The organism is Mammaliicoccus sp. P-M58, from assembly GCF_022386165.1.
GTDB classification, from domain to species: domain Bacteria; phylum Bacillota; class Bacilli; order Staphylococcales; family Staphylococcaceae; genus Mammaliicoccus; species Mammaliicoccus sciuri.
The window spans coordinates 153648-174355 of the sequence record NZ_JAJNJI010000004.1 but is presented as its reverse complement, the minus strand read 5'-3'; the positions used below and the strand labels follow the sequence as shown (position 1 = coordinate 174355).

Annotated in this window: 18 protein-coding genes; all 18 read left to right on the top strand. The window is 33.2% G+C overall.

Going from position 1 to position 20708, the window contains the following annotated elements:
- Window positions 1-94 precede the first annotated feature (94 nt).
- The 18 genes from sucC to LQ694_RS05945 all read left to right on the top strand — a co-directional run bounded on the left by sucC (window position 95) and on the right by LQ694_RS05945 (window position 20704).
- Window positions 95-1261, top strand: coding sequence for an ADP-forming succinate--CoA ligase subunit beta (gene sucC / locus LQ694_RS06030; protein WP_239771854.1), 1167 nt, complete (start codon window positions 95-97; stop codon window positions 1259-1261).
- 17 nt (window positions 1262-1278) lie between these two features.
- On the top strand, window positions 1279-2187 hold the full coding sequence (gene sucD / locus LQ694_RS06025; protein ID WP_025905314.1) for a succinate--CoA ligase subunit alpha: 909 nt from the start codon (window positions 1279-1281) through the stop codon (window positions 2185-2187).
- A 1125-nt stretch (window positions 2188-3312) separates the two neighbouring features.
- Complete coding sequence (gene dprA / locus LQ694_RS06020; RefSeq protein ID WP_058611083.1) at window positions 3313-4203, top strand: DNA-processing protein DprA; 891 nt, start codon at window positions 3313-3315, stop codon at window positions 4201-4203.
- An 88-nt stretch (window positions 4204-4291) separates the two neighbouring features.
- Window positions 4292-6364 carry a type I DNA topoisomerase gene (gene topA, locus LQ694_RS06015; protein ID WP_218696608.1) on the top strand — a complete coding sequence of 691 codons (2073 nt, stop codon included), beginning with the start codon at window positions 4292-4294 and terminating at the stop codon, window positions 6362-6364.
- A 185-nt stretch (window positions 6365-6549) separates the two neighbouring features.
- Window positions 6550-7854, top strand: a complete 1305-nt coding sequence (gene trmFO / locus LQ694_RS06010; protein ID WP_048542557.1) for an FADH(2)-oxidizing methylenetetrahydrofolate--tRNA-(uracil(54)-C(5))-methyltransferase TrmFO — start codon at window positions 6550-6552, stop codon at window positions 7852-7854.
- A 62-nt stretch (window positions 7855-7916) separates the two neighbouring features.
- Window positions 7917-8798: a tyrosine recombinase XerC gene (gene xerC, locus LQ694_RS06005; RefSeq protein ID WP_048542559.1), complete on the top strand. Its 882-nt coding sequence runs from the start codon at window positions 7917-7919 to the stop codon at window positions 8796-8798.
- Between the two features lie 13 nt (window positions 8799-8811).
- Window positions 8812-9354, top strand: a complete 543-nt coding sequence (gene hslV / locus LQ694_RS06000; RefSeq protein WP_037560086.1) for an ATP-dependent protease subunit HslV — start codon at window positions 8812-8814, stop codon at window positions 9352-9354.
- Window positions 9355-9391: 37 nt separating this feature from the next.
- On the top strand, window positions 9392-10774 hold the full coding sequence (gene hslU, locus LQ694_RS05995; RefSeq protein ID WP_048542780.1) for an ATP-dependent protease ATPase subunit HslU: 1383 nt from the start codon (window positions 9392-9394) through the stop codon (window positions 10772-10774).
- An 18-nt stretch (window positions 10775-10792) separates the two neighbouring features.
- A complete protein-coding gene (gene codY, locus LQ694_RS05990) occupies window positions 10793-11566 on the top strand; it encodes a GTP-sensing pleiotropic transcriptional regulator CodY (RefSeq protein WP_025905322.1) in 774 nt (257 codons plus the stop codon).
- Between the two features lie 158 nt (window positions 11567-11724).
- A complete protein-coding gene (rpsB, locus tag LQ694_RS05985; protein ID WP_025905323.1) occupies window positions 11725-12501 on the top strand; it encodes a 30S ribosomal protein S2 in 777 nt (258 codons plus the stop codon).
- A gap of 93 nt (window positions 12502-12594) precedes the next feature.
- Window positions 12595-13482: a translation elongation factor Ts gene (tsf, locus tag LQ694_RS05980; RefSeq protein WP_171992080.1), complete on the top strand. Its 888-nt coding sequence runs from the start codon at window positions 12595-12597 to the stop codon at window positions 13480-13482.
- 84 nt (window positions 13483-13566) lie between these two features.
- Window positions 13567-14289, top strand: a complete 723-nt coding sequence (gene pyrH / locus LQ694_RS05975) for a UMP kinase (protein WP_025905325.1) — start codon at window positions 13567-13569, stop codon at window positions 14287-14289.
- A 17-nt stretch (window positions 14290-14306) separates the two neighbouring features.
- Window positions 14307-14861: a ribosome recycling factor gene (frr, locus tag LQ694_RS05970; RefSeq protein ID WP_025905326.1), complete on the top strand. Its 555-nt coding sequence runs from the start codon at window positions 14307-14309 to the stop codon at window positions 14859-14861.
- A gap of 140 nt (window positions 14862-15001) precedes the next feature.
- On the top strand, window positions 15002-15754 hold the full coding sequence (locus LQ694_RS05965) for an isoprenyl transferase (RefSeq protein ID WP_058611081.1): 753 nt from the start codon (window positions 15002-15004) through the stop codon (window positions 15752-15754).
- Window positions 15755-15765: 11 nt separating this feature from the next.
- Complete coding sequence (locus LQ694_RS05960) at window positions 15766-16548, top strand: phosphatidate cytidylyltransferase (protein ID WP_048542570.1); 783 nt, start codon at window positions 15766-15768, stop codon at window positions 16546-16548.
- 15 nt (window positions 16549-16563) lie between these two features.
- On the top strand, window positions 16564-17694 hold the full coding sequence (locus tag LQ694_RS05955; protein WP_058611080.1) for a 1-deoxy-D-xylulose-5-phosphate reductoisomerase: 1131 nt from the start codon (window positions 16564-16566) through the stop codon (window positions 17692-17694).
- 2 nt (window positions 17695-17696) lie between these two features.
- Window positions 17697-18983 (top strand): RIP metalloprotease RseP, encoded by a 1287-nt coding sequence (gene rseP, locus LQ694_RS05950; protein ID WP_058611079.1) that lies wholly within the window; start codon window positions 17697-17699, stop codon window positions 18981-18983.
- Window positions 18984-19000: 17 nt separating this feature from the next.
- Window positions 19001-20704 carry a proline--tRNA ligase gene (locus LQ694_RS05945; RefSeq protein ID WP_065381113.1) on the top strand — a complete coding sequence of 568 codons (1704 nt, stop codon included), beginning with the start codon at window positions 19001-19003 and terminating at the stop codon, window positions 20702-20704.
- Window positions 20705-20708: the final 4 nt, after the last annotated feature.

The window sequence follows — 20708 nt, the reverse complement described above, 5'->3', positions numbered from 1 at the left end:
CGTAAAATTGGACTCTCCTTGTTTACAATAACGCTTACATTTTCTATAATTGAGAAGTAAGCAAACATTATTGTATGTATTAGGAGGATGGAGAATGAATATCCATGAGTATCAAGGTAAAGAGATTTTTCGCTCTATGGGCGTAGCTGTACCTAATGGTTCAGTGGCTTTTTCACCTGCTGAAGCAGTAGAAAAAGCGAAAGAATTAGATTCAAATGTATATGTTGTTAAAGCGCAAATCCATGCTGGTGGACGTGGTAAAGCTGGTGGCGTTAAAATTGCTAAATCAATTGATGAAGTACGTGAATATGCTAAAGAATTATTAGGCAAAGTACTTGTTACACATCAAACTGGCCCTGAAGGTAAAGAAGTAAAACGTCTTCTTATCGAAGAAGGATGCGATATTCAAAAAGAATATTACATTGGGTTCATTATCGATAGAGCTACAGATAGAATTACTTTAATGGCTTCAGAAGAAGGCGGAACTGAAATTGAAGAAGTTGCTGCAGAAACACCTGAAAAAATCTTCAAAGAAGTGATTGATCCTGTTACTGGATTAATGCCTTACCAAGCTAGAAGAATAGCATTTAATATTAACATCCCTAAAGAATCAGTTAACAAAGCTGTTAAATTAATGATGTCTTTATATAATGTGTTTGTAGAAAAAGACTGCTCAATTGTTGAAATTAACCCACTTGTTACGACAGGTAGTGGTGAAGTATTAGCACTTGATGCAAAAGTAAACTTCGATGATAATGCTTTATTCCGACATAAAGATATCGTTGAAATGCGTGATTTAGAAGAAGAAGATGAAAAAGAAATCGAAGCTTCTAAATACGATTTATCTTATATCGCACTAGATGGAAACATTGGTTGTATGGTAAACGGAGCTGGCTTAGCTATGGCTACGATGGATACAATTAATCACTTTGGCGGTAATCCGGCTAACTTCCTTGACGTTGGGGGCGGCGCAACAAAAGAAAAAGTTACTGAAGCATTCAAAATCATCTTAGGTGATTCACAAGTTGAAGGTATCTTTGTAAATATTTTCGGTGGAATCATGAAATGTGATGTCATTGCTGAAGGTATTGTAGCTGCTGCTAAAGAAGTTGAATTAGATATGCCTTTAGTTGTAAGACTTGAAGGTACTAATGTTGAACAAGGTAAACAAATCTTAAAAGAATCTGGTTTAGCAATCGAGCCAGCATCTATCATGGCTGATGGTGCTCAAAAAATTGTTAAATTAGTTCAAGAACGATAAGAAAGGCGGAGAGTTACGTGAGTGTATACATCGATAAAAATACAAAAGTATTAGTTCAAGGTATTACGGGTGCAACAGCACTTTTCCATACTAAACAAATGCTAGAATACGGTACTCAAATCGTTGCTGGGGTAACACCTGGTAAAGGTGGGCAAGTGGTTGAAGGTGTACCAGTATTTAACACTATAGAAGAAGCAGTGGCTGAAACTGGCGCAACTGTTTCAGTAATATATGTACCAGCTCCATTTGCGGCTGATGCAATTATTGAAAGTGCAGATGCTGAATTAGACTTAGCTATTTGTATCACTGAACATATTCCTGTTATTGATATGATTAAAGTTAAGAGATACTTAGAAGGTAAGAAAACGCGCTTAGTAGGACCAAACTGTCCTGGTGTGATCACTGCAGACGAATGTAAAATTGGTATTATGCCTGGTTACATCCATAAAAAAGGTCACGTAGGCGTAGTTTCACGTTCAGGTACATTAACATATGAAGCGGTTCATCAATTAACTCAAGCAGGTATCGGTCAAACGACAGCTGTTGGTATTGGCGGGGACCCAGTTAATGGTACAGACTTCATTGATGTATTAAAAGCATTTAATGAAGATGACGAAACATATGCAGTTGTTATGATTGGTGAAATCGGTGGTACAGCTGAAGAAGAAGCAGCTGAATGGATTAAAGCTAACATGACAAAACCAGTAGTTGGATTCATTGGTGGTCAAACAGCACCTCCAGGAAAACGTATGGGTCATGCTGGAGCAATCATTTCAGGCGGTAAAGGTACTGCATCTGAAAAAATCAAAACTTTAAATGACTGTGGTATTGATACAGCAGATACACCATCTGTAATCGCTGAAACACTTATAAACCGTATTAAAAAAGAAGACGGTTTATATGAAAAATGTCTAACAGTTAAATAATAACCATATATATAAGTACAGTGTCTTTCTTCAATAGAAAAGCACTGTGCTTATTTGGTGTTTAAATTTATATATCCCACTAATGAACTAATTTTTAGTTTGTTAGTGGTTTTTTTGTAGACAATATTAAATGCATAAACTATAATATATGTAAAATATTAACAAACAGGAGTGAGGCATGAATCACAACAATGAAGCAGTATATGTAAATACACTAACATCAAGATTAAATGAAGAAGCTCATGATTTTGAGATTATGAATAAAGTTAAAGGGTTCTTATAATAAACTTTACACATCACCATTTGTACAATTATACAAAGCTAAAAACACCCTCCAATCAATACTTCAAGAAATGAATCTAAACCTACCAATAAATCACTATATAGTATTTTCAAATCCCACATTTACATTTAGAAACCACATACCAAACCGCTCGCAAGTACTATTGCACTCAGAATTTTATAAATTTCCAAAACTATTTAGATCACAGCAAATCCATCCATAAAGATAAGCAAATAATTCAGCAAATTATAGGTAAGCAGCAAATATTTACTCATAGATTTAAACCAGTCGAAAGGGTTGCTTTTAATAAGATTGCGAAAGGTATAAAATGTCCAGGTTGTAAAAAGTTACATACTATTATAATTGAAGAAAAGAAGAAGATTATACCTTGTACAAATTGTTTGAAAAAATTTAAACGGGTGGAACTTTACTATTTCAACATAATGGAACTAGCCATAATAAAAGAAAAAGAAGGATTTACGATACCGGGAGCAGTTGAATGGTGTGAAGCAAATAATGTTCAAACTGTAAAAAGAATATGCAATCAACATTTTAAGAGTAAAGGTCAAAGGTATAAGACTTATTATTTAGAAGAATTTAGTAGGTGATGCGACGCTAACGATCAAAAGTGAGGAACAAAATCGTTAGAAATTCTAACGTCCAAGAAAGTAAAGCAAGATCGTTAGCCGTTTAAAATTTTAAAAATGAGGAGTGAACGCTGCGCTAACGATCAAGAGTGTAAAACAAGATCGTTAGAAATTCTAACACTCAAGAAACCAAAACAAGATCGTTAGCCGCCCGCCAAAAATAGAAAAAATCTACATTATAAGAGGTGTATATTTATGAATGATTATCAACAATCAATTTTGAAATTAATTTACAGTGGTTTTACGACTAATCAAATTCACAAGATGATTCGTTATGATCCTGAGTTAAATTTTCTTTCATATAGAACAGCGTTTATTGATTTTGTATATAAAAGTGGTTTAAAAGAGAGAACAATATTAACGATGTATCACAAATATAATGATAGTAATATAGATAAAATACGTTCTTCATTAGAGAAAAGAAATATTCAAATGGTGTTTTCTGATGAGGATTGTTATCCAACTTTATTAAAGGAAATTTATGATTATCCACTTGTACTTTTTGGAATGGGTAAAATGTCGTTATTGCAAAATAAACAAAAATTGGCTATAGTCGGTTCAAGGAAGGCTACACAATATTCAGAACAAATTTGTGATGCCATCGTGCCAGAACTTGTTAAGTCGCATATTACAATTGTTTCTGGTATGGCAATGGGTGCAGATTATTTTGCGCATTTAAAAACGATAGAGTATAGTGGTCAAACAATAGGCGTTGCCGCATTTGGTTTAGATTACCATTATCCTAAGGCGACACAATATATTAGTGAACTGATGCGTAAAGATCACCTCGTCATATCTGAGTATTATCCAACAACGAAAGTTCAAAAATGGCGTTTTCCAGAAAGAAATCGTATTATTAGTGGATTGTCACAAGGTGTATTAGTAACTGAAGCAAATGAACGTAGTGGTTCTTTAATCACGATAGACTTGGCATTGGAACAAAATAGAAATGTTTATTGTTGCCCGGGCACGATTTTTCAATCTTTAAGCAAAGGTGGCAATAATAGAATAAAAGAAGGTGCTAAGCTCGTACAAAATGCTCAAGATATCGTTGAGGATTATTGTATATTTACTGAACAAAAATAAATTTTATAAAATGTTTTAATTGACAAAGCTGAATTTATCAGTTTATCATTTACATTTGTAATCAATAGAATAGCAAGGGGGACTTACTTTGGCAGAAAATCTTGTCATCGTTGAATCGCCCGCAAAAGCAAAAACCATTGAAAAATATTTAGGAAAAAAATATAAAGTCGTTGCATCTATGGGGCATGTTAGAGATTTACCTCGTAGTCAAATGGGCGTAGATGTTGAAAATAATTATGAACCTAGATATATTACGATTCGCGGCAAAGGGCCAGTTGTTAAAGATTTAAAACGCTATGCAAAAAAAGCAAAAAACGTTTATCTCGCAAGTGACCCCGATCGTGAAGGTGAAGCAATTGCGTGGCATTTAGCACATATATTAGATATAGATGAAAATAAAAAATCAAGAGTCGTATTTAATGAAATAACAAAAGATGCAGTAAAAGATAGCTTTAAGCATCCTAGAGAAATTGAACATGAATTAGTTGATGCACAACAAGCGAGACGTGTATTAGATAGACTTGTTGGGTATAACATTTCTCCAGTGTTATGGAAGAAAGTTAAAAAAGGTTTATCAGCAGGTCGTGTACAATCTGTTGCATTAAGACTCGTTATAGATCGTGAAAACGAAATTAATAATTTTAATCCAGAAGAATACTGGACAATCGAAGGTTTATTTAAACATAAAACTAAAACATTTAGTGCGAAGTTTTTACATGAGAAAAGTAAACCCGTTAAATTAAAAAATGAAAAAGACGTACAAAAAATTACAACACAATTAGATGGAGATAAATTTGAAGTTACACAAGTCACTAAGAAAGAAAAATTAAGATATCCTGCGAAATCATTTACAACTTCATCTTTACAACAAGAAGCATCACGTAAGTTGAATTTTAAAGCTAGAAAAACGATGATGTTAGCACAACAATTATACGAAGGTATAGATTTGAAAAAACAAGGTACTGTTGGTTTGATTACTTATATGAGAACGGACTCTACACGTATAGCTGATAGTGCTCAAGCTGAAGCAGCATCATTTATTGAAAAAGAGTACGGTAAAGAGTATTTATCTAAGGCAAAAGCAACAAAAGGTAAACAAGGCGCACAAGATGCCCATGAAGCAGTTAGACCGACAAGTGTGGAACGTACACCAGATCAAATGAAAACATTCTTATCTAGAGATCAGTATCGATTATATAAATTGATTTGGGAACGTTTTATGGCAAGTCAAATGGCACCTGCTATTGCTGATACAGTTGCAGCAGATATTACACAAGGCGATTTAAAATTCAGAGCAAATGGTCAAACAATCAAATTTAAAGGTTTCATGAAAGTATATGTTGAAGCTAAAGATGATACTGATGAAGAAAAAGAAGGTAAATTACCACCGTTAGAAAAAGGTGACATCGTTACGGCTGAGAAAATCGATCCAAAGCAACATTTCACTCAACCACCACCACGATACACTGAAGCACGTTTAGTTAAAACTTTAGAAGAATTAAGAATCGGTAGACCTTCAACTTATGCACCTACAATCGATACGATTCAAAAAAGAAACTACGTAAAATTAGACCAGAAACGATTTGTGCCTACAGAGTTAGGAGAAATCGTACATGAGTCAGTTAAAGAATACTTCCCTGAAATTATCGATGTTGACTTTACAGTTAATATGGAAACATTGCTAGATAAAGTAGCAGATGGTGAAATTGAGTGGAAGAAAGTCATAGATATGTTCTATGAAAACTTTAAAATCGATGTAGCAAGAGCAGAAGAAGAAATGGAGAAAATTGAAATTAAAGATGAACCTGCCGGTGAGGATTGCGAATTATGTGGTTCACCAATGGTTTATAAAATGGGCCGATATGGTAAGTTTATGGCTTGTTCAAATTTCCCAGATTGTAGAAATACAAAAGCAATCATTAAAACGATTGGCGTTAAATGTCCTAAGTGTAAAGAGGGAGAAGTTGTCGAACGTAAATCTAAAAAGAACAGAGTGTTCTATGGTTGTTCAAGATACCCAGAATGTGATTATACATCATGGGATAAACCTTTAGATCGTTCATGTCCTAAATGTGAAACAGTACTTGTTGAACGTAAGAAAGGAAAAACAGCTCAAGTTATATGTCCAAATTGTGACTATAAAGAGCAAGAACAAAAATAGTTATCATACAGTGCAAAAAGTTATTTTTAACATAACTTTTTGCACTTGTTTTTTGATTTATTGTTTTAATAGTAAAACGTCACTAATTTTTAAAATTTATCATCACTTTATCATTTGATTAAATTCAGATTTGTTATACAATTCAATATGGAATAAAAAATTCGAAAATCAAGGAGGCATAAATAATGACTTCAATTAATGTTATCGGTGCTGGATTAGCAGGTTCGGAAGCGGCATATCAAATTGCCAAGAGAGGATTCAATGTTAATCTATATGAAATGAGACCGGTAAAACAAACACCAGCGCATCATACAGATAAATTTGCAGAACTTGTATGTTCTAATTCACTAAGAGGTAATCAATTAACAAATGCTGTCGGTGTCTTAAAAGAAGAAATGAGACAATTAGATTCATTAATTATAAAAGCAGCAGATAATGCGCGTGTACCAGCGGGAGGTGCACTAGCTGTCGATCGACATGATTTTGCGGGATATATTACAGACACGCTAAAAAATCATCCGAATATTACAGTAAAGAACGAAGAAATTACAAAGATACCTGATGGGCCAACAATTATTGCAACAGGTCCTTTAACGACAGAAAGTTTAACGAAACAAATTATGAACATTACGGGTGAAGAACAACTGTACTTCTATGACGCAGCTGCACCAATTATTGAAAAAGAATCTATTAACATGGATAAAGTATATTTGAAATCACGCTATGACAAAGGTGATGCAGCATACTTAAATTGTCCAATGACTGAAGAAGAATTCAATACTTTTTATGATGCACTTATAAATGCTGAAGTTGTGCCTTTAAAAGAATTCGAAAAAGAAATTTATTTTGAAGGTTGTATGCCATTTGAAGTTATGGCAGAACGTGGTAAGAAAACTTTATTATTTGGTCCTATGAAGCCTGTAGGTTTAGAAGATCCTAAAACTGGTAAAAGACCATATGCAGTTGTTCAATTAAGACAAGATGATGCAGCTGGAACTTTATATAATATCGTAGGTTTCCAAACACATTTAAAATGGGGCGCGCAAAAAGAAGTTATTTCACTTATACCTGGATTAGAAAATGTTGATATCGTACGTTACGGTGTGATGCATCGAAATACTTTCATTAATTCACCAAATGCTCTTAAAGAAACTTATCAATTAAAATCAAGAGAAGATTTATTCTTTGCTGGTCAAATGACTGGTGTAGAAGGATATGTTGAAAGTGCAGCGAGTGGACTGATTGCAGGAATTAATGCAAGTAAACTCGTTTCTGGACTTGATCCAATCGTTTTCCCTCGAGAAACAGTAATCGGAAGTATGGCTTATTACATTACACATGCGAATAATAATAAGAACTTCCAACCGATGAATGCGAACTTTGGTTTATTACCTACATTAGAAAAACGTATTAAAGACAAGAAAGAACGATATGAAACACTTGCAAATCGTGCATTAAAACATTTAGATTCATTTAAAGTAATGCTTTAGTAAATTATTTTAAGATTTTTTAGAATTGTGATACAATTCAGATAAAATGGGAGGAATGAGTTATGGTACATACAATTGAACAACAGTTTGTTGATATGTTAACTTATGAAAAACATTTTTCCACCCATACTTTAAATGCATATCAACTTGATTTGAATGAATTTAATGATTTTTTACAATCAGAACATTTATCCTTAGAATCATTTGAATATAAAGATGCAAGGAGATACCTTGCGTTTTTGTATGATAAAGGACATAAAAGGACGAGTGTTTCGCGTAAAATTTCTACATTAAGATCTTTATATCAATATTGGATGAGTGTTGATAGTGATATTCAGAATCCATTTATTCAACTTGTACATCCAAAAAAAGAACATCATTTACCAAGCTTTTTCTATGAAGAAGAAATGGAAAAGCTATTTAAGACACTAGATGATGGTAAAAAAACGAATATAAGAGATCGCGTCATACTTGAGTTGCTTTATGCAACAGGTATTCGAGTGTCAGAATTAGTTCATATTCAAATAAGTGATATTGATTTGAATTATGCATTTGTCAAAGTGCTAGGTAAAGGGAATAAAGAACGTATTGTTCCTTTTGGAGAGTATTGTCAAAGTGCAATCGTTGACTATATTGAACAATTTAGAAGTCAAATGCGTTTAGATCATGATTTCTTGATAGTAAACATGAGAGGTAAACCTATAACTGAACGTGGTGTAAGATATGCACTCAACGAAATCGTAAAGAGAACGCAAGGTGTGTATCATATTCACCCTCATAAATTAAGGCATACTTTTGCAACACATTTGTTGAATCAAGGAGCCGATATGAGAAGTGTTCAAAGTTTATTAGGACATGAAAGTTTATCCACGACAAGTCAATATACACATGTTACAAAAGATCAATTAAGAAAAGTATACTTATCAGCACATCCACGTGCGTAAAGGAGATTTGATAATGAGTTCTTCATTACATGCTACAACTATATTTGCAATAAGACATAATGGTCATTCTGCAATGGCAGGTGACGGTCAAGTTACATTAGGTGAGCAAGTCATCATGAAACAAACAGCAAGAAAAGTTAGAAGATTATATCATGATAAAGTTGTTGCTGGTTTCGCTGGCAGTGTTGCAGACGCATTTACTTTATTCGAAAAATTTGAAGTTAAATTACAAGAATATAGCGGTAATTTAACGAGAGCTGCAGTTGAGCTTGCTCAAGAATGGCGTGGAGATAAAATGTTACGTCAACTTGAAGCGATGCTCATTGTTATGAACGAAACAGATTTATTAGTCGTAAGTGGTACTGGAGAAGTAATTGAGCCAGATGATGGTATCATTGCAATTGGTTCTGGTGGTAATTACGCTTTAAGTGCTGGTAGAGCGCTTAAATCATATGCACCTCATTTATCGGCTAAAGAAATTGCAGAAGCTTCACTTAATACGGCTGCAGATATTTGTGTATTTACAAACCATGAAATAAAAGTTGAAGAAATATAATTGGAGGGGTTTAAGGTTGTCACAAAATCAATTAAAAATGACACCGCATGATATCGTTGATCGATTAAATGATCATATCATTGGTCAACAAGATGCTAAGCGTAAAGTAGCAATAGCTTTAAGAAATCGCTATAGACGAAGTTTATTAGATGAACAACTTAGAAACGAAATCATACCTAAAAACATTCTAATGATAGGTCCTACAGGTGTAGGTAAGACTGAAATAGCTAGAAGAATGGCTAGATTAGTTGGTGCACCTTTTGTAAAAGTAGAAGCTACTAAATTTACTGAAGTAGGTTATGTAGGTAGAGATGTTGAAAGTATGATACGTGACCTTGTTGAAGTTGGTCGTCGACTTGTTAAAGAAGAAAAGAAAAAAGGCGTTCTTGATGAGGCAACTCAAAAAGCTAATGAAAAATTAGTGAAATTGCTTGTGCCAAGTATGAAGAAAAAAGCACAAAGTAATAGTAATAATCCATTAGAGTCATTGTTTGGTGGACAATTCCCAAACTTCAATCAACAAGAAGAAGTCGAAGAAACACCAACCGAAGAAATAAAAACAAAGCGTGAAGATATTAAGAAACAATTATTAAACGGTGAACTTGAAGAAGAAATCGTCAAAATAAAAGTAGAACAAGAACAACAAACACTTGGCATGATGGGAATGGAAAACAACCCTCAAATGCAAGATATGCTTAGTCAAATGATGCCTAAGAAAAAAGTTGAAAGAAACTTGCCAGTTAAGTCAGCGCGAAAAATTTTAACAGATGAGATTGCGAATGAATTGATTGACCAAGAGTCCGTTAATGAAGAAGCGATTCAATTAACTGAACAAATGGGCATGGTATTCATCGATGAAATCGATAAAATTGCTGTGAGCAACAGTAACGGTGGTCAAGATGTATCTCGACAAGGTGTACAAAGAGATATCTTACCAATTGTTGAAGGTAGTGTCGTTCAAACGAAATATGGTTCAATTAATACTGAACACATTTTGTTTATTGGCGCAGGTGCGTTCCATATGTCTAAACCAAGTGATTTAATACCTGAGTTACAAGGTAGATTTCCAATTCGTGTTGAATTAGATAGTTTAACAACTGAAGATTTCGTTAAAATATTAAAAGAACCGAAACAATCACTTCTTGATCAATACAAAGCATTGTTGGAAACTGAAATGGTGACAATCAACTTTACAGATGAAGCCATTAATCGTTTAGCTGAAATTGCTTTTCAAGTTAACCAAGAGACAGATAATATCGGAGCAAGAAGGCTGCATACTATACTTGAAAAAATGCTAGAAGATCTTTCTTTCGAAGCATCGAATATGCCAAATGCAGTTGTAGATATAACACCTGAATATGTTAATCAAAAATTAGAATCTATTGCGACAAATAAAGACTTAAGCGCATTTATTCTATAAAAAAGGAGAAAAAATTAAATGAGTTTATTATCAAAGACAAGAGAATTAAATACGTTATTACAAAAGCATAAAGGTATTGCTGTAGATTTTAAAGATATGGCTAAAACTATCAGTGATGTAACGGTGACAAATGTATTCATCGTATCAAGAAGAGGTAAAATTTTAGGTTCAAGCTTAAATGAATTGTTAAGCAATGAACGTATTATCAAAATGTTAGAAGATAGACATATTCCTAAAGAATATACTGATCAATTAATGCATGTAGAACAAACTAAATCAAATATCGGAATTGAAGAAGTATTAACAGTATTCCCACCAGAAAACAAAGAATTATTCGTAGATAGTCAAACAACTATTTTCCCAATTCTTGGTGGTGGTGAACGTTTAGGTACATTAGTTGTTGGACGTGTATCTCAAGATTTCAATGACAATGACTTAGTACTTGGTGAATATGCAGCTACTGTTATTGGTATGGAAATATTAAGAGAAAAACATAATGAAATTGAACAAGAAGCAAGAGACAAAGCAGCAATCAATATGGCAATTAACTCACTTTCATATTCAGAAAGAGAAGCAATTGAACATATCTTTGAAGAACTTGGTGCACCTGAAGGTTTATTAGTTGCTTCAAAAGTTGCTGATAGAGTAGGTATCACAAGATCTGTAATCGTCAATGCATTAAGAAAATTGGAAAGTGCTGGCGTAATTGAATCTCGTTCTTTAGGAATGAAAGGTACATTTATTAGAATTAAAAAAGAAAAATTCTTAGATGAGTTAGGTTTATCTAAATAAAATACTTGATGAACAGTATAAGATATGATATATTTGAAAACGGCTATAAAAGCCAAATTCACACATAATCACGGAAATTATGGGATTGGTGCAACTTAAATAAGTTGTTTCTATAATAAGTGTTTATGGCGGAATAAAACCAATTAGGAGGAATTATCATGGCAGTTATCTCAATGAAACAATTGCTTGAAGCAGGTGTTCACTTCGGTCACCAAACACGCCGTTGGAACCCAAAAATGAAAAAATACATTTTCACAGAAAGAAACGGTATCTACATTATCGATTTACAAAAAACAGTTAAAAAAGTTGACGAAGCTTACAACTTTATTAAATCTGTTTCTGAAGAAGGCGGTAAAGTATTATTCGTAGGTACTAAAAAACAAGCACAAGAGTCAGTTAAAGAAGAAGCTGAACGTGCTGGACACTACTACATTAACCAAAGATGGTTAGGTGGTATCTTAACTAACTATAAAACAATCTCTAAACGTGTAAAACGTATTTCTGAAATTGAAAAAATGGAAGAAGACGGTACGTTTGATGTATTACCTAAAAAAGAAGTTGTAGAACTTAAAAAAGAATATAACCGTTTAATCAAATTCTTAGGCGGTATTCGTGATATGAAATCAATGCCTCAAGCATTATTCGTAGTAGACCCTCGTAAAGAGCGTAATGCGATTGCTGAAGCACGTAAATTAAACATTCCAATCGTTGGTATTGTTGATACAAACTGTGATCCAGATGAAATCGACTATGTTATCCCTGCGAACGATGATGCTATTCGTGCTGTTAAATTGTTAACTGGTAAAATGGCTGATGCTATTTTAGAAGGTCAACAAGGCGTTTCAAATGAAGATGTTGCTGAAGAGCAAAACATCGACTTAAACGAAACAGAACAAGCACCTGAAGAAGAATCAACTGAAACTACTGAAGCATAATTTCAAAAAGGTGATAAGGTTCTATAACTTATCACCTTTTTTTAGAAAGATTTAAGATAAATAATATATTATTTAAATAAATGGAGGAATTAGATTATGGCTATTTCAGCTAAACTTGTTAAAGAACTACGTGAAAAAACTGGCGCAGGTATGATGGACTGTAAAAAAGCTTTAACAGAAACTGATGGTGACATCGATAAAGCGGTAGATTACTTACGTGAAAAAGGTATCGCTAAAGCTGCTAAGAAAGCAGACCGTATTGCTGCAGAAGGTACTACTTTTGTTGCATCTAAAGGTAATGATGCAGTAATTCTTGAATTAAACTCAGAAACTGACTTCGTTGCTCGTAACGAAGGTTTCCAAAACTTAGTTAAAGAAATGGCTGATCATATTCTTGATGTTAAACCAGCTGACGTTGATGCATTAAACGCTTCAAAATTAGCTAACGGTCAAACTGTTGAAGAAAAAATGAACGAAGCTATCTCTACTATTGGTGAAAAATTAACTTTACGTAGATTTACATTAAAAACAAAAACTGATAACGATTCATTCGGTGAGTATTTACACATGGGTGGACGTATTGGTGTATTAACTGTTGTTGAAGGTTCAACTAATGAAGAAGCAGCTAAAGACGTTGCTATGCACATCGCTGCATTAAACCCTAAATTTGTTTCTCGTGACCAAGTATCTGATGAAGAATTAGCGCACGAAAAAGAAATTTTAAAACAACAAGCTTTAAATGAAGGTAAACCTGAAAATATCGTTGAAAAAATGGTTGAAGGTAGAATGCGTAAATATTTAGAAGAAATCTGTGCTGTTGACCAAGCATTCGTTAAAAATCCAGACCAAACTGTTGCTGAATTCTTAAAAACAGACGGTGGCGTGCTTGTAGATTTCGTTCGTTACGAAGTTGGGGAAGGTATCGAGAAACGTTCTGATAACTTTGCTGATGAAGTAAAAGGACAAATGAAAGGCAACTAAGATTGCTTTTTAGGAAGAAGACACGCTTTGTGTCTTCTTTCGTTATATATAAAGACCTAATTATAAGCATAGAGAGGGATCAAGATGACTAAGAATTCTAAATATAAACGCGTCGTATTAAAACTAAGTGGTGAAGCTTTAGCAGGAGATTCAGGCTTTGGCATTAACCCAGTCGTAATTAAAAGTATCGCTCAACAAGTGTCAGAAGTTGCTCAAATGGATTGTGAAGTTGCTGTAATCGTTGGTGGCGGAAACATTTGGAGAGGTAAAACTGGAAGCGATTTAGGTATGGATCGTGGAACTGCTGATTATATGGGCATGTTAGCCACTGTAATGAATGCTTTAGCATTACAAGATAGTTTAGAACAATTAGATTGTGATACTCGTGTATTAACTTCAATCGAAATGAAACAAGTTGCTGAACCATATATTAGAAGACGTGCGATTCGTCACTTAGAGAAAAAGAGAGTCGTTATATTTGCAGCGGGAATAGGGAATCCTTACTTCTCTACTGATACGACTGCAGCTTTAAGAGCAGCTGAAGTTGAGGCTGACGTTATCTTAATGGGTAAAAACAATGTTGATGGTGTTTATTCTGCTGACCCTAAAGTAGATCCTAAAGCAGAAAAATACGAAAGATTGACATATATTCAAATGTTACAAGAAGGATTACAAGTTATGGATTCAACTGCTTCATCATTCTGTATGGACAATGATATCCCACTTGTTGTATTCTCAATTATGGAAGAAGGAAATATTAAACGTGCTGTTCAAGGTGAAGAAATCGGTACGATTATTACAAAATAAACTTGAGGTGTAATTCCATGGCAGATGTTATTCAAGAAACGAAGTCAAAAATGAACAAAACTATTGAAAGTTTCAATAGAGATTTAGCTGGAATCAGAACTGGACATGCAAATGCAAATCTTTTAGAAAGAGTAAATGTTGAGTACTACGGTGTTCCAACACCTATTCAACAATTAGCAGGTATCTCAGTACCTGAAGCGCGTTTGTTAGTTGTTCAACCATATGACAAATCATCAGTTGAAGATGTACTTAAAGCAATTAATGCAGCTAATTTAGGTGTTAATCCAACAAGTGATGGTACAGTTATTAGAATTTCAGTACCAGCATTAACTGAAGAACGCAGAAAAGAATTAGTAAAAGAAGCTAAAAAAGAAGCTGAAAATGCTAAAGTTGCAATTCGTAATGTTCGTCGTGATTCAAATGAAGATTTGAAGAAACAAGAAAAAAATGGCGAAATTACAGAAGATGATTTAAGAAATCAAACTGAAGAAGTTCAAAACATTACAAATGATTTCATCAAACAAATAGATGATTTAACGACTCAAAAAGAAAATGACATTTTGGAAGTTTAAAGATAAGAGCTGTACCAAATCAGACTTTGGTACGGTTTTTTCTTTATATATAACAGAATCACTCTTTTTGTGATAAAATGTATTACGATATGTTTAATTAATTTTACATATAAATTCGCGTTTGTTTGATGGAGGACGCTATGATAAAAAAGTTTATAAAGCAAAAACAACAAATAAATAATCAAGACAATGAATTATCGATACCTGAACATATAGCAATTATTATGGACGGAAATGGTAGATGGGCTAAAAATAGAAAAATGCCTCGCATAAAAGGACATTATGAAGGTATGCAAACGGTAAAAAAAATAACACGTAAAGCAAATGATTTAGGTGTGAAATATTTGACTTTATATGCTTTTTCTACGGAAAATTGGTCGAGACCAGAAGATGAAGTGAAATATTTAATGAAATTACCGGTTGATTTTTTAAAGACTTTTCTACCAGAATTGATCGAAAAAAACGTTAAAGTTACAACAATTGGTTTTACTGAAGCTTTGCCTAAGCATACTAAAAATGCAATTGAAGAAGCTATCGAAAAAACGAAACATAATACAGGACTCAATCTTGTATTTGCGTTGAACTATGGCGGTAGAGCAGAAATTCTAAATGCTGTAAAAGAACTTTACCATGAAGTTGAAGAAGGCAATTTAACAATTGATGATTTATGTGAAGATAATATAAAGAAATATTTATTCACTTCAGATATACCAGATCCAGAGTTGCTCATTCGTACATCAGGTGAAGAAAGATTAAGTAATTTTTTAATATGGCAATCATCTTATAGTGAATTTATATTTACTAAGACATTATGGCCAGATTTTGATGAACAATCACTTATAGACTGTTTAAAAATATATCAGTCGAGACAACGAAGATTTGGTGGGCTGTAAAGGAGATAAAAATGAAGACGAGAACAATATCGGCAATTGTTGCTATGGCTGTATTTCTTCCAGTCGTTATATATGGTGGATTACCCGTAATAGCATTAGCGTATTTATTAGCGATTATTGCTTTAAAAGAAATTTTAAATATGAATAATTTATCAATTATTTCTATACCAGGTTTTTTGTCCGTTGTTTCACTATGTATAATATTATTGCCTCAAGAACTCATTAATAACGATATAAGTGTTCAACTTAGACTTCTAATCGTTATGAGTTTCTTAATGTTGAGTTATACAGTAATGTCTAAAAATAGATTTAATTTTATGGATGCCTCTTTCTGTGTCATGTCCGTTACATATATCGGAATTGGCTTTATGTATTTCTATGAGACAAGAGAACATGGCTTACAATTTATCTTATTCGCATTATTATTAGTGTGGTTAACTGATACGGGTGCATATATATTTGGTAGATTATTCGGTAAACATAAACTTTGGCCATTAATTAGTCCGAACAAAACGATTGAAGGATTTATTGGAGGAATTTTCTCAAGTTTAATCGTTGCAGTTATTTTTGGACAATATTTTGATATGGATGTATCATTATGGTTATTAATTCCATTAACGATGTTATTAAGTATGTTTGGACAATTAGGTGACTTAGTAGAATCAGGGCTTAAAAGACATTTCGGTGTGAAAGATTCAGGGAATATTATGCCAGGACATGGTGGTATATTAGATAGATTTGATAGCTTTATCTTTGTATTACCATTGTTAAATCTATTCCTATTTCAATTGTAAATTGGGGTGAAGTCTTTGAAAAATATAGCTATTTTAGGAGCTAGTGGTTCTGTTGGACAGCAAGCATTAGATGTTATAAGAGAACATGCATCACAATTTAATTTAGTTGCATTTTCAGTTGGTAAAAACATTGCTTATGCACAGAATATAATTGAAGAATTTCATCCAGAACTCGTATCTGTTCAAAATGTAGAAGATATAGATAAACTTAAACATTTAAATATTGAAATTGTACATGGGGACGCAGGTTTATTAGCAGTTGCAACTTGTCAAAATACTGATATATTATTAAATTCAATCGTCGGTAGTGTAGGTTTACGACCTACTATTGCAGCTATAGAAGCTGGTATAGATATCGGTCTAGCGAATAAAGAAACATTAGTTGCAGCTGGTGAACTTGTGATGTCAAAAGCTAGAGAACATAATGTTAACATTCTACCTGTCGATTCTGAACACTCAGCAATATTTCAATGTTTAAATGGTGAGAAGAAAGAGCAGGTTAATAAATTAATCATAACTGCGAGTGGTGGATCATTTCGTGATTTAACACGAGCAGAATTAAAGTCTGTAACACGTGATGAAGCGCTCAACCATCCTAACTGGTCTATGGGGCAAAAGATTACGATAGATTCTGCAACAATGATGAATAAAGGTTTAGAAGTCATTGAAGCAAAATGGTTATTTGATTTAGATATTGACCAAATTGAAACTGTCTTACATAAAGAGAGTATTATTCATTCTATGGTTGAATTTAAGGATACAAGTGTGATTGCACAATTGGGTACACCAGATATGAGAACACCCATTCAATATGCATTTACATATCCAGAAAGATATACAAGAGATGCAGAAAAATTAAATTTAGCTCAAATTGGACAGTTAAATTTTAAAGAAATGGATTTCGAGCGCTTTAAATGTATACAGTATGCTTATGAAGCCATTAAAATAGGTGGCACGATGCCAGTCGTTTTAAATGCTGTGAATGAAGTAGCTGTAAATAAGTTCTTAAACAATGAAATTACATTTTTGGAAATTGAAGACATGATTGGGGAAGCAATGAAAAACCATAAAGTTATTGAGCATCCAGATTTAGAAACGATTCTAAAAATTGATGCTACATATAAATCTAAGGATTACGGGGTGTAGGCGTGATTTATACAATATTAGCATTTATTTTTGTATTTGGACTATTAGTGACAGTACATGAATATGGACATATGTTCTTTGCGAAACGTGCAGGTATCATGTGCCCAGAGTTTGCCATAGGTATGGGACCTAAAATTTATTCATATAAGAAAAATGAAACACTTTATACAATTAGACTACTTCCAGTAGGTGGTTATGTCAGAATGGCTGGAGATGGATTAGAACAAAATCCATTAACACCAGGTATGCATATCGCAATTAAATTAAACGATCAAAACGAAATAACACATGTTATTATGGATGATCAACATAAATTCCAACAAATTGAACATATTGAAATTAAAGATAGTGATTTCGAAAATGATATTTTCATTGAAGGTATTACAGCAAGCGATGAAGAAAGACATCATTTTAAAATAGCGAGAGAAGCTTACTTTGTTCAAGGTGGAGATTTAATACAAATTGCACCTAAAGATAGACAATTAATGTCTAAAAAACCATATCAAAGATTTTTAACTTTATTTGCAGGTCCGTTATTTAATTTTATTCTTGCTTTTGTTATTTTTATTGGGCTTGCTTATTGGAATGGTGTACCAACGAATGAACCAGTATTTGGAGATTTAGAAGATGGTGCTCCTGCACAAACTGCAGGTATCAAAAAAGGTGACGAAATTCTATCAGTAGATGGACAAAAAATTCAAAAGTTTACAGATTTACAACCTATTTTTAAAGAGAAGAAAACTGAGCCTGTAGAAATTAAAGTTGATCGTGATGGTCAAGAAAAGACTTTCAAAGTAGCAGCTAAAAAAGATAAACTAGAAGTTAGTAAAGGTAAATATGAAACACGATACATTATCGGTGTTGCACAACCGACAGAACACACTGTGTTTGGTCCATTAATTGCGGGTATTGAAAAAACAATAGTGGCAGGTCAATTAATATTCCAAGCAGTTCTTGGCTTGATTACGAGCATATTCACGGGCGGATTCTCCTTTGATATGTTAAATGGACCTGTTGGTATATATAGCAATGTAGATTCTATTGTGAAGCAAGGATTTATTACATTGATGGGATACACAGCGTTATTAAGTGTTAACTTAGGTATTATGAATTTGCTACCTATTCCAGCTTTAGATGGCGGAAGATTATTATTTGTTATTTATGAAATGATTTTCAGAAGACCGATTAATAAAAAAGCAGAAATGGTTATGCTTTCAATTGGTGCTGTATTTTTAATATTTGTAATGATTATGGTTACATGGAATGATATTCAAAGGTACTTCATGTAGCTTATAGGAGGAAACTTATGAAACAGTCGAAAATATTTATACCAACATTAAGAGAAGTTCCTGCAGAAGCGGAAGCAATTAGTCATAAACTTTTATTAAAGTCAGGTATGATTAAACAAAATGCAAGAGGTATATATAGTTATTTACCAACTGCAAAGCGAGTACTTAATAAAATTGAGCAAATTGTACGTGAAGAAATGGAAAAAATAGATGGCGTAGAAGTACTTATGCCAGTGTTACAACAAGCTGAACTTTGGAAAGAATCAGGTAGATGGGATGCATACGGTCCAGAGTTAATGAGATTGCACGATCGTAATAAACGTGAATTTAGTTTAGGACCAACACATGAAGAAGTTGTGACTTCTCTTGTAAGAGATGAATTGAAATCTTATAAACGTTTACCAATCACTTTATTCCAAATTCAAACTAAATTTAGAGACGAACAACGTCCAAGATTTGGATTATTACGTGGCCGTGAATTTATTATGAAAGATGCTTATTCTTTCCATGCTAATGAAGATTCATTAGATGATACTTACCAAGATATGTATCATGCTTATCATAATATCTTTACAAGAGTAGGTTTAAACTTTAGACCAGTACTTGCAGACTCTGGTGCTATCGGTGGAGACCATACACATGAGTTTATGGCTTTAGCTGATATTGGTGAAGATACAATTGTTTATAGTGAAACAAGTGACTATGCTGCGAATATTGAAAAAGCTGAAGTAGCTTACACACCTAATCATGAACATACACCATTAAAAGATTTAGAAAAAGTAGAAACACCTAATGTGACAACAGCACAAGCATTAGCAGACTTTTTAAATGTGACTTTAGATAAGATTATTAAATCAATGATTCTTAAAGTTGATGATGAGTATGTCATGATATTAATTAGAGGTCATCATGAAGTAAATGATGTTAAATTAAAATCATATTTCAAAACTGATAATATCGAAATGGCAACTGAGTCTGAAATCGTTAATATTTTAGGTGCTAAACCTGGTAGTCTAGGACCAGTTAACGTAGACCAAATCAAAATTTATGCAGACAATTTCGTTCAAGATATTAATAATTTAGCTGTTGGTGCAAACGAAACAGGTTATCATTTTATTAATGCGAACGTAGATAGAGACTTTAAGGTTGAAGCATATGGAGACTTCAGATTTATTCTTGAAGGAGAAGTATTACCAGGTGATTTAGGTACTGCGAAATTTGCTGAAGGTATCGAAGTTGGTCAAGTCTTCAAACTTGGAACGAAATACTCTGAAAGCATGAATGCGACATTCTTAGATGAACAAGGTAAAGCACAACCACTTATTATGGGTTGTTATGGTATTGGTATCTCTAGAACATTATCAGCAGCAATTGAACAACATCATGATGATAAAGGAATTATTTGGCCAAAAGCCATTGCACCTTATGAAGTACATTTAATTGCGATTAATCCTAAAAAAGAAGAACAACAAGCACTAGCAGATCAACTATATGGACAATTGCAAAATAAATATGATGTCTTGTATGATGACCGTAAAGAAAGTGCTGGTGTTAAATTTAATGATGCAGATTTAATAGGTTTACCAGTACGCGTTATGGTTGGTAAAAAAGCTTCAGAAGGTATCGTAGAAGTGAAACGTCGTGATAATTCAGAAAGTAAAGAAGTCCATATTGATGAATTAGACGAAGTACTTGCTACTTTCTATGATGCATTAAAATAGACTG